The sequence below is a fragment of the Staphylococcus microti genome (genome assembly GCF_000934465.1).
In the GTDB taxonomy this organism is placed as follows: Bacteria; Bacillota; Bacilli; order Staphylococcales; family Staphylococcaceae; genus Staphylococcus; species Staphylococcus microti.
This window is the reverse complement of sequence record NZ_JXWY01000016.1, coordinates 46,550-57,822: the sequence shown is the minus strand read 5'-3', so window position 1 is coordinate 57,822 and position 11,273 is coordinate 46,550. Positions and strand designations below refer to the sequence as shown.

At 38.8% G+C, this 11,273-nt stretch carries 13 protein-coding genes, 2 tRNA genes and 1 rRNA gene; all 16 read right to left on the bottom strand.

The window, feature by feature from the left end; all coding sequences use genetic code 11:
- Positions 1–90 (bottom strand): 16S ribosomal RNA (locus TP70_RS02975); the annotation flags it as partial.
- Positions 91–227: 137 nt separating this feature from the next.
- A tRNA-Gly gene (locus tag TP70_RS02970) sits at positions 228–301 on the bottom strand.
- 36 nt (positions 302–337) lie between these two features.
- Positions 338–420, bottom strand: a tRNA-Leu gene (locus TP70_RS02965).
- Positions 421–751: 331 nt separating this feature from the next.
- Positions 752–1,210, bottom strand: coding sequence for a SprT family protein (locus tag TP70_RS02960; protein ID WP_044359217.1), 459 nt, complete (start codon positions 1,208–1,210; stop codon positions 752–754).
- Complete coding sequence (locus TP70_RS02955; RefSeq protein ID WP_044359215.1) at positions 1,203–3,356, bottom strand: Tex family protein; 2,154 nt, start codon at positions 3,354–3,356, stop codon at positions 1,203–1,205. The genes TP70_RS02960 and TP70_RS02955 overlap by 8 nt, the downstream gene beginning before the upstream one ends.
- Positions 3,357–3,589: 233 nt before the next feature.
- On the bottom strand, positions 3,590–4,360 hold the full coding sequence (gene sigB / locus TP70_RS02950) for an RNA polymerase sigma factor SigB (protein WP_044359214.1): 771 nt from the start codon (positions 4,358–4,360) through the stop codon (positions 3,590–3,592).
- The gene (gene rsbW / locus TP70_RS02945; RefSeq protein WP_044359213.1) at positions 4,332–4,814 is read right to left on the bottom strand and encodes an anti-sigma B factor RsbW; all 483 of its coding nucleotides are present in this window, start codon (positions 4,812–4,814) and stop codon (positions 4,332–4,334) included. The genes sigB and rsbW overlap by 29 nt, the downstream gene beginning before the upstream one ends.
- Before the next feature lie 2 nt (positions 4,815–4,816).
- Positions 4,817–5,143: an anti-sigma factor antagonist gene (locus TP70_RS02940; RefSeq protein ID WP_044359211.1), complete on the bottom strand. Its 327-nt coding sequence runs from the start codon at positions 5,141–5,143 to the stop codon at positions 4,817–4,819.
- Positions 5,144–5,221: 78 nt separating this feature from the next.
- Positions 5,222–6,226 (bottom strand): SpoIIE family protein phosphatase, encoded by a 1,005-nt coding sequence (locus TP70_RS02935; protein ID WP_044359209.1) that lies wholly within the window; start codon positions 6,224–6,226, stop codon positions 5,222–5,224.
- Between the two features lie 301 nt (positions 6,227–6,527).
- Positions 6,528–6,881, bottom strand: a complete 354-nt coding sequence (locus tag TP70_RS02930; protein ID WP_044359207.1) for a type II toxin-antitoxin system PemK/MazF family toxin — start codon at positions 6,879–6,881, stop codon at positions 6,528–6,530.
- Entirely contained in the window at positions 6,882–7,052 is a 171-nt protein-coding gene (gene mazE / locus TP70_RS02925; protein WP_044359206.1) for a type II toxin-antitoxin system antitoxin MazE, read from the bottom strand.
- An 87-nt stretch (positions 7,053–7,139) separates the two neighbouring features.
- Positions 7,140–8,288 carry an alanine racemase gene (gene alr / locus TP70_RS02920; protein WP_044359204.1) on the bottom strand — a complete coding sequence of 383 codons (1,149 nt, stop codon included), beginning with the start codon at positions 8,286–8,288 and terminating at the stop codon, positions 7,140–7,142.
- A gap of 53 nt (positions 8,289–8,341) precedes the next feature.
- A complete protein-coding gene (acpS, locus tag TP70_RS02915; protein WP_044359202.1) occupies positions 8,342–8,692 on the bottom strand; it encodes a holo-ACP synthase in 351 nt (116 codons plus the stop codon).
- Positions 8,692–9,264, bottom strand: coding sequence for a PH domain-containing protein (locus TP70_RS02910; protein ID WP_052502868.1), 573 nt, complete (start codon positions 9,262–9,264; stop codon positions 8,692–8,694). Before TP70_RS02910 ends, acpS begins: the two co-directional genes overlap by 1 nt.
- Positions 9,248–10,759 (bottom strand): PH domain-containing protein, encoded by a 1,512-nt coding sequence (locus tag TP70_RS02905; RefSeq protein ID WP_044359200.1) that lies wholly within the window; start codon positions 10,757–10,759, stop codon positions 9,248–9,250. The genes TP70_RS02910 and TP70_RS02905 overlap by 17 nt, the downstream gene beginning before the upstream one ends.
- On the bottom strand, positions 10,752–11,225 hold the full coding sequence (locus TP70_RS02900; protein ID WP_044359198.1) for a PH domain-containing protein: 474 nt from the start codon (positions 11,223–11,225) through the stop codon (positions 10,752–10,754). Before TP70_RS02900 ends, TP70_RS02905 begins: the two co-directional genes overlap by 8 nt.
- Between the last annotated feature and the right edge of the window lie 48 nt (positions 11,226–11,273).

Sequence of the window (11,273 nt, the reverse complement as noted above, 5' to 3'; positions counted from 1 at the left end):
AGGTGCAAGCACCTCGTCTGTTCGCTCGACTTGCATGTATTAGGCACGCCGCCAGCGTTCATCCTGAGCCAGGATCAAACTCTCCATAAAAGAAGTAAGCTTGATATAGCTCCTTTGATTGTTTAAGTCAATCACTCTTGAAAGTACTACTCTGAGTACTCAAATTATCGGAATTAACGTTGACATATTGTCATTCAGTTTTCAATGTTCATAAATCAAAATTTTCATGGAGCGGGTGATGGGAATCGAACCCACAACATCAGCTTGGAAGGCTGAGGTTTTCCCATTAAACTACACCCGCATGTATTATATTAATTATTATGTTTTAACTTGTTGATGCGGCCGAGAGGACTTGAACCTCCACGGGATTTCTCCCACTAGGCCCTCAACCTAGCGCGTCTGCCATTCCGCCACGACCGCTTGGTAATTAAAACATCATTTTTCAGAACGATATTCATTATATCAGGCGCGATATTTAATGTCAACACTTTTTTAACATTTATTTAATGTTTGTAATGTGTTGTTAACATTTCGTTTTCGCAACGTACTCAACTATACCATGTCTCCAAACGAAAGTCAACATTTATTTCTCAAAATGTTTAACTCGTTTTGTCGACTTTTGTTATTATATAGAATCTCAAATTTAAAGTCAACAATAAACTTCCACTTATTTTTATTATATGAATAAAGCTAGGCACAAGTCCCTTTCTCAGCACTTGTACCTAGCTAAACACGCTTTCTGCCACACTACCTACTTATCCTTATTCGTAATATCCACAAGTTTACCACCGCACTTGCCACAACGCATACGCAATGTATTGACTTTTCGTATACGCATATATCGTGCATGGCAACTTTGACATTGATACACATAGTTGGCACGAGATTCATAACTTTGTATCGGTGTACAAAATCGTGGTGCCCCCACCTGTTGACTCAAGCATTTGAAATCTTTGTCTCTATGCTGATAGCCTTTACCATCAAGATGTAAGTAATAATGGCATAGTTCATGTTTAATAATATCAACAAGTGCCGCTTCGCCAAATGCAACGTATTGCTTTGGATTCACTTCTATATCATGGCTTCCGAGTAAGTAACGTCCACCGGTAGTACGCAATCTCGAATTAAAATAGGCACGATGTTGAAATGGTCTTTGAAAATATTCGAGCGCAATGCGTTCTGTCAACGCTTGTAACGCATTGTTATTCATGTGGATTGATCATTGTCAACGCCACTTTTTGCTTTTGTTCGTCTATGCCATCAATCCATACATCGACAATATCTCCTACATTCACTTTATCCATCGGGTGTTTCACAAATTGCTTAGACATTTTTGAAATATGCACGAGTCCATCTTGTTTCACGCCAATGTCAACAAAGGCGCCAAAGTCTACAACGTTACGCACTGTTCCTGTTAACTTCATCCCTTCACGCAAGTCTTCAATTGATAATATATCTGACTTGAGTTGTGGGGTTTCATAGTCATCACGTGGGTCTCTGTTCGGTGCTATCAGTGACTTTACAATATCTTCAAGTGTGGGTACACCGATATTTAATGTTTCTGCGTATTGAGCAATATTTAAATTTTCCAATGCAGATTTTAATGATTCTGTTCCAATATCATCAACTGTCATTCCTACTGCATCAAGTAACGCATGTGTGGCTTTATAACTTTCAGGATGTATCGCCGTGTTGTCGAGTGGGTCTACGCCATCAACGATACGTAAAAATCCGATACATTGTTCAAATGTTTTATCCCCTAAGCGTTTTACTTTTTTAATTTGTTGATGTTTTGTAAATGGTCCATTTTCTTCTCGGTGTTGCACAACGTTATCTGCAATTTGTTTCGATAACCCGGCAACATGTTGTAAAAGTGTACGCGATGCTGTATTAATATCTACGCCTACTTGGTTTACCGCTGTTTCGACTACAAAGTCCAATGCGTCTGATAACGCCTTTTGATTCACATCATGTTGGTACTGACCTACGCCAATTGATTTCGGATCAATTTTTACAAGTTCACTCAGTGGGTCTTGAATGCGTCGTCCAATGGATACGGCACTTCGCTCTTCTACTTGAAAGTCCGGAAATTCATGACGTGCAATTTCTGATGCGGAATATACCGATGCGCCCGCTTCATTGACGATGACATATTGTAAATCGAGTTGATGTGTTTGTATCATATTGGCTACAAATTGCTCGGTTTCACGACTTGCCGTACCGTTACCAATCGCCACTAAATCTACATTATAGTCTTTAACCATAGCTAAAAATGTTTCTTCTGCCGCTTTAACTTTCGACACGGGTGGATGTGGATACATCACTGATTTTGCCACAAATGTACCGTAAGGGTTGATGACCGCCAGTTTACATCCTGTTCTGAATGCCGGGTCTACCCCTAAAATTTGTTTCCCTTTTAATGGCTGTTGTAATAGCAAATTTTTCAAGTTTTCACTAAATACATCAATCGCTTGTGTTTCAGCACGTTCGGTCAAGTCGCTACGTATTTCGCGTTCAATAGATGGGAAAATCAAACGTTTCATCGCATCTTCAATCGCAGCGATGACAATGTCAGATAATGCATGTGTTCCTTTTACTTCAACACGTTGCACAATTTGAGATAATTTTGTTTTATCTGCTTCCACTTTGACAGATAACACTTTTTCTTTTTCGCCACGGTTCATGGCAAGAATACGATGGTTTGCAGCTCGTTTAATCGGTTCGCTATAATCATAGTACATCGCAAATACCGCTTTTTCATCTTCTGCTTTTTTCTTTTTCTGTGTCACAAGCGAACCGTTATGCCAAACTTCTTTTAAAATTTGCTTACGATATTGTGGATGGTCGGCAATTTTTTCAGCAATAATATCTTGTGCGCCGGCAATTGCCGCTTCAATCGTCGATACTTCATCTGATAAATAACATCTGGCTTGTGTCTCTAGTTCGCCCGGTGATTTTTGTGCCATAATCCATTCCGCAAATGGTTCTAACCCTTTTCTTTTCGCTTCTGTGGCACGTGTTTTTTTCTTTTGCTTATATGGACGATATAAATCTTCCACACGTTGCAATTTTGTTTGTGCTAAGATATCTTTTTTCAACGCATCCGTTAACATGCCTTGTTGCTCAATTGCATGAATAATTTCTTCTTTTCTCTTTTGAAGATTTTCCATATATTGGTAACGATCGTCAATTTGTTTAATCGCAACTTCATCTAATCCGCCTGTCGCTTCTTTACGATAACGTGCGATAAATGGCACTGTGTTTTTCTCACTTAATAATGTTAAAACTGCTTCTATTTGTTTTACTGAATATTGATATTCTTTATGTATTGCTTGAACAAGTGTATCTGTAGTCATGTATGTCACTGCCTTCCTTGTGTGATGTTGATAACGAAATGTACATATACATTAAATAGCAAAAGTGCGTCATAGCGCTCTGCGACATTAATAAATGATGGTCTATATCTACCATTCGATGCCCCACCAATCTCTATCCACAGCTCGCCTTTCCAAAAACAAGCACAATCCTCTCTATTCCTTACATCTCGTAAAGAATAAAAAGTCATTGTGCTATGCTTTCATTTATTTAATTATTGTTTCGCTGCTTGCTGCAACTTTTTAATTGCGGAACGTTGCAGACGTGAAACATGCATTTGACTAAGTCCCACACGTTCGCCTGTTTCTTTTTGGCTCAAGCCTTCAATAAACGTGCATTGAATAATTTCACGTTCTCTATCCGATAAAATAGGCAAAATGCGTTCGAGTATAATGCGCTGTTCTGTTAAGTCATAGTTATCATCTTGACTGCCCATTACATCTAATAATGTTACCGTGGAACCGTCTTTATCTGCTTCAATCGAATGATCCACACTCAATGCGTTGTAGCTTTGCCCCATTTCCATCGCTTCTAAGACTTCTTCGTCAGACACTTCAAGTCGATCAGCGATTTCTCGAATGGAAGGTGAACGTTCCAGTTCCGCCGTCAATTCATCAATCGTCTTTTTTATACGTGGCCCAATCTCTTTAATACGTCTTGGTACATGGACGCTCCATGTTTTATCGCGTAAATAACGCTTTATTTCCCCAATCACTGTTGGTACTAAAAAGGCTTCAAACTTACGATCAAAAGATAAATCAAAACGATTAATCGCACCTATTAAGCCAACCATCCCCACTTGCACAAGGTCTTCATGATGTGACTGCCCTTTTGAATATTTATAAGCCAGTGACTCAATCAAATTTTCATAATGTGTCACTAATTTTTCTTGTGCTTCGACATCTTGATTTTGTTGGTGCGCTAATATCCACGCATTGATTTGTTCAGGCGAAACATTATTCTGAGAGTTCGATGCTTTCGTCATGGGTTTGCACCTGCTCTTTTTTGATATACTTCGTCATACTAATCGTAACGCCCGTTTCTTTACTTACCGTTACTTCATCCATTAATGCTTCAATCAAAAACAGTCCGAGCCCGCCTTCACGTAAAAAGTCGATATTTTCGTTATTTTGGTACGGCCCCAATTGTTGTTTTGTTTCTTGATAATTAAAGCTATCCCCTTGATCAGATACAACGATTTTAATATGCGTCTCACATACTTCAAAGACGATTGTAATATACCCCTTCTCGTCATGATTTTTATATGCGTGTTTGACCGCATTCGTCACCGCTTCACTTACAGCAATTTTTGCATCTTCAATATCGTTATAAGACGCGTTTGCACGATTGAAAACCCCTGATAACGTCAAACGTATTAAGCTGACATACTCAGGCGCAGCAGGTAACCTCATCTCGATAACATCATGTTCATTTGGCATGGTTATTCGACCTCCGTTCCTTGATTCACATGCATTAAGTCATCTAATCCTGTAATGTCAAACAAACGCTTGATGCGATCGTTAACACCTAAGATATAAAGTGCTTTGTCATGTTGATTCAGTGCTTTGAGTGTTCCAACAAACAAACCTAACCCTGTTGAATCCATGTAGGTCAACTCTGTTAAATTCACATGGATGTCATGTGTTCCTTCTTGACGCATTGGCAACAGTACCGCTTCTAATTCTGGCACTGTCGCAACATCTAATTCTCCAGCAACAGTTACTTCATAATAATCATCGTGCGTTTCCGTTTCTATGTTAAGGTTCATTGTTTCATACACTCCTAAAATAGTCTCTGTTAATTATTTGTACCCTATTTTTGTACATCGTAATCTTTTCTTTCCCCATTATTGTGCTCTTTTAATAATCAGTATCGTTAAATCATCACGCTTACTCGTTTCTTGTAAACGTAACAAATCTTCATATAACAGCTGCACAATATCTTGTGGATGCATTTCTTTATATTTAAGAATAAAGTTTAACAGGTAGTTTTTATCAATAAAATGGCCTGATTCATCTCTTATTTCTGTCACACCATCTGTAAAAATAATAATCATATCATTCAATTCAATTTTGATTTCTTGTTGATCATAACGAATATTCGGACTTACGCCAAGCACTCTACCACGTACGGTAATCTCTTCAAACGTATCCGAAGCTGCCCGGAAGACATAGCCTGGTTCGTGACCAGCTGAGCTGCAGTACAAAATATGATTCAAATCTTCATACAAACCATAGAACATCGTCACAAACATATTTTGATTGACGTTCTTCTCAACTACACGGTTCAGGCGTTTCAAGCCATCATTTGGTAGTTGCGAATGGCCATATGAATCCATGCCAAACTTAATCATACTCATCGCAAGTGCTGCTGGGATGCCTTTACCGATAACGTCTGCTACGGCGAAACTCATCGTCCCATCTTTATGATCGATTAAGTTGAAATAGTCGCCACTCACACGCTGTGCGGCAACTGAAATAACGCCGATTTGAATACTATCAAACTGTGGAATATCTGTTTTCAACATCGTTTGTTGTAGGCTGGCAGCGAGCCCCATTTCTTTATCGTGTACTTCCATGCGATCTACTAACCGTTTGTAGTCAGAATAGTTGTAACCGAAGCTCTGAATGACGACTTCAAGCACATCTAAACTTTCCATAACATCTTGCTGACTGAATGATCGTTGTTCGAAATAAGCTTTATGAATATTGACAATTGCTTCAGGTGTAATACTTTCTTCTGGCAAGTTACTGGCAAATGTACGAGCTTTTTCTAATACTGCTTCTTTATTACGATTTTCTAAAAAACTGTCTATTAATTCATAATAGTAGTCTGTCTTTGATTGCGCCAATGTCAGTACTCCTTTTTCCAATCTTATTCCTGTCAAACATACAAAAGAGGGTGCACGAAATCCTATATCACACTGAAATTTCGTCGTCCACCCTCTTACGGTTTATTGACGGGCATAGGACAAAAACACATTTTATGCCATCCAAAACCTGTCATTTAAAACGCCACTATCGTTATATTTGTTGTGCTCAGTAACCGAATAATGGTGTCTCAACCTTATAAAATTACATATGTAAGCCTTTTTTAACGACGGAAAATTAATCGTGTCTAATATGTATGCAACGCGCACAATATCATTCGTCTTATCTTGACTGTATGACTTGTAAGCCTAGGCTAATACCTAATGCATTATTCACTTCTTTCATCTTCTCATCTGATAAAAAAGTCAGTTTTTCTTTTAAACGTTTCTTATCCACTGTTCGTATTTGTTCCAACAATATGACGGAATCTTTATCTAGCTTATACTTCTGCTTCTCGATTTCAACATGTGTTGGTATTTTCGCTTTATTAATACGGCCCGTAATAGCTGCTACGATCACAGTTGGACTATATTTGTTACCAGTGTCATTTTGAATGATTACGACGGGTCTAACTCCCCCTTGTTCAGAGCCCTGCACTGGCGATAAATCTGCTAAGTAAACATCACCGCGTTTCATCTAGTCGTCCTGAAGCTTTGAGAGTAAATGCGATTCATTACAATCGCACGCCTCACATTCTACAGAATACGCCTCTGTGGCTAGGGAGAGATTCAGGTCTGCCATTTGTGCATACCCTTCTTTTAATGACTGTTCTAAATTTTTAAATCTTACTTGATTGAATGCTGACATATTAAGACCCTCCATATCAATTCAACTCATCTAAAAATCCAAGTTAATCACTCACAATGATAGCAAAAAACGATAAAAACCACCATATTATTTTAACAATTCGTTTGAAACCTCTACGTCTTCCCCTGACACATAGACACGAGGAATGCGTCGACCAAAGTTACATAGCACTTCATAATTGATGGTACCTTGTTGTTCGGCAAGTGCTTCTACAGACTGTGGTGAATGTGCACGTGCTTCCATTACCACTACTTTATCCCCTTGTTTTACATGTGCAGGTACACGAATCGCTGTCTGATCCATGCTCACGCGTCCAACAACTTCACATTGGTTACCATTTACATTCATTGTTGCACCTTGCATGCTGCGCAAATAACCATCTGCATAACCGATTGGTAATACCGCAATTGTCATGCGTTCAGACGCTGTATATGTTTCGCCATAACCGATAGATTCACCCGCTTCTAACCGCTTCACTTGTGTAACCGTCGTTTCAACAGAAGCTGCTGGTGTCAGTCGTGCTGTTTCTTTTGCTTCAATAAATGGACTTGGATAGTAGCCATACAATGCAATACCCGGGCGGCACGCATTACAAATTTCAGGATTAAAGCGTAATGTCCCCGCTGAATTTTGAATATGAACATAGCTTGGACGTTCAGTAGATGATACGATTTGCTCGAAACGTTGATATTGTTGTTGTGCTGAGTCATTTTCTTCATCTGCTGAAGCAAAATGAGAAAATACGCCTTCAAAGATGAGTTGATCATACTGTGCAATAAGCGCAATAATCTCAGCATATGTGTCGCTATCTTTAATACCTAAGCGATTCATACCTGTATCCAATTTAATGTGTAACCATAATGACTTTTCATTTGAGTCATCCATATGTTCGATTGCTTCAACAAGCCATTCTTTCGACGGAACAGCAACCGCAACACGATGTTGAATCGCTTTATTAATATTTTCCGGCGGCATACTTGAAAGTATTAATATTTTTTGTTTAAAGCCGTGCATACGCAATTCGATGGCTTCATCAAGCGTTGCCACACAGACAAATGTTACGCCTAATTTAGCAAGATGGTTCGCAACGGTTACACTGCCTAGACCGTATGCATTTGCTTTTACTACTGGCATCATCATTTTATCTGGATGACACTTTGCCAATGCTTGATAGTTAGATGTGATCGCATCTAAGTTTACTGTTAATGTGGTATTTCTATAATATTTCTCAGACAAATTACTGTCACCTTCCTCGTTCTATATCCCTGTTCGTACAATACACCAACTTCTTATTGCTCTAAAATCACTTGGCTCATCGCATAATGTTCTGTATGCGTGATTGAGACGTGCACTTTAAAGCCGTCAAAATGAATCCATGGTTTCCCATGCGCATCATTACCACAATGGATGTCTTTAAAAGCAATCTCTTTGCCAATCCCCGTTCCTAAAGCTTTACTGAACGCTTCTTTAACGGTGAAACGGCCTGCTAAAAATTCCAAACGGCGTTGCGGGTGTGCGAGCGCTTCATATTGTTCGTATTCACCTTGACTTAAAATACGTGTGACAAACTTAGGCTGTTTTTCAACTAACGCACGTATTCGAGCGATTTCAACTAAATCGACACCTAAGCCATAAATCATCACATATCCTCCTCGTTGTTTGAATCTACGTTCTTTATTTTATCATAATTTAGCTCATTTATTTCAGTTGCTTCTTCACTTTCTCCATTCGTGTCATCGTCCAATATACCATTTTGAATAAATTGCTTAATCTTCATCGCTTGTTGTTTGTCGATGAGTTTTATTTCTGTATTGCCACCTGCTGTTGAAAAAGTTAACGTCGCAAGTTGATATTTACGCATAATAAATCCTTCTTCAATATCAATATTTTGAATGCGAAACAATGGGACTTTCGTTTCTTGAACAAAAATAAAGCCTTCTCTTACAACGATGCCTTCTTGTGCATATTGGTAACCGAACACATGGTAGGCGTATAGTGGTTTGAGCCAGACAAAAATAATGGCATATACAATCGCAAGTACAAGTGTCCCGCCACTTATCCACCATAATGCCTCTTTAAATGTAACGAAAAAACTGGCGATAAATGTGATTAGTGCGATGATAACGAGAATTGCTACAACGATCGCGTTTGCCAGACGCATCACTTTCACGCCTTCTGGTGCCATTTTATGAAACCTATGATTCATTGTCATTGTGATTCGCACCTCCTACATACCATGCTTGTAACGTGTTGACGTCTTTTCTATCCGCATATTCCAAACCAACATTCATATAATGTGAACCTTTTGCGAGTGTATAGTAAAAATGATCTAACTGTACACGTGACATCAATGGATGTGTTTTACGTTGCCATCCAAGTACTCTATCTTTTTTGAAATGTGTCGTCTTAAAACCAAATAGTCTCACACGTCGAATCGCTATTTCATCGTCCATGATTGTCCAACCTGATTTTTTAATTGCGATATAACTGATAAGTATGAGATACGTGATGACGACACCGACTGGAATCCATAACCACGGCCAGTAATAATAGTGTACGACTGCCGCACCGATGATTAATACGAGCGACTGAATCCAAAATCTTCTATGGAAACCACGCCACGGTAGCGTAGGTTGCACGTCATGCAAGTCCATATGTGGAATCATTGCTTGTAATACACGATGGGCTTCTCGCTGACGAATAAACGGTAAGACCATGACACGACCGTCTGCAAAATCATTATCTAAATCAATTTCCATATCGCTTGTAATCACGAAATCATAAGATGTAAAACCGAATAATGTACGCAAAAAGCTTTTATGTTCTATAACTGCTTGAATACGTCTCAATGGGACCGTTACATTTTTAACATTTAATAAACCGTAACGAATAGTTAAATAATCCCCTTGGCGTTTTAATGTGTAATTGAAATAACGCATAACCGTAATAATGATACCAATTAAATATGCCGTCAATACAATCACTGCAAGAATAACAACTGTGACAGATATCGCCGTTTTAACCACTTTTTCCAATTCTTCATAAATCCAACCCCAGTCCAAATAGTCTTGAACGGCTGTCAAAATTGGGCTGAGTGTTGCCAATGCGACAAAAATGGCACCGCTCGTCATTGCCATTAATAACAAGTTCTTTGTTGACAAGTGATACAGCAATTCTTCTCGTTCTTCTACGATTGGCTCAGCTGATGCGTCAGTGTCCCCTTGCTCATTCGTTGTCGCCACTTGATTGGTTTCTTTCAAATCTTGTCGCACTTTCTCAAGTTCAGCTTGTACCCATTCACTTTGCTGCTTCGTGATGGTTTCTAGTGCAATCCCATCACTCGGTGTTTGTATTTGTAAACGCACGCCACCGACAATCTGTTGAATGACATTTTGTGAAGTATCCATCGACTGTATGCGTGAAATATTTAATTCTTTACGTTCAAGATTAAATAAGCCAGATGTCACGATAAAATGCTGACCTTCTATCCAATAACGTGTGCGATACGTATTAACCGCATTCGTTATTAAGCTGATAACAAAGAATAACGTGACGAGACCGGGAAAAATATATTTAGTAGGATCTGTATAATCAAAGTCTTTCACCGCAAATAAAATAAAAAGCAAAATGGGGATAAAATTAGATTTTATCGCTGTAAAAATACCCATGACATAAGAAATCGGGTGGAGTCTTTGCGGACTATACATCACTATCGACCTCCTGTAAGTAACTTAAGCAGTGCTGCTCAATACGTGCCACATCTGCTTCATACAGCACAGGCAATGTCATATCATGACCGGCTGTTGTTAATGTTAACGTTTGTAATTGATAACGGCGTAACAATGGGCCATTTTTCCATCGAACAAACTGCAAACGTTCTACTTTAAGAATATCGTGACGACGAAACCAGAAATGACGTTTTACTTCGATTACGTTTTCGTACATTCGATAATATGTATAGTGATATTTAAAGTGTGGTCGTGTGACGCAATAAAGCAATAACATTACAAGCAGTGCAATGACGATATAAAAAAGCGGTTGCCACAACTCAAAATAATGAATGAGTACCAACCCAGCAATTAACGGTATTGCACCGATGATAAATAGAATGGTGTAATAGCGCCTTAAATAACGCTTGGCAATCTCAGGACTTCTATGAAATGTTTCTGACATCGTTGCCTACCCCTTTCAATATTTTGTTTACATTATAACACAAACATT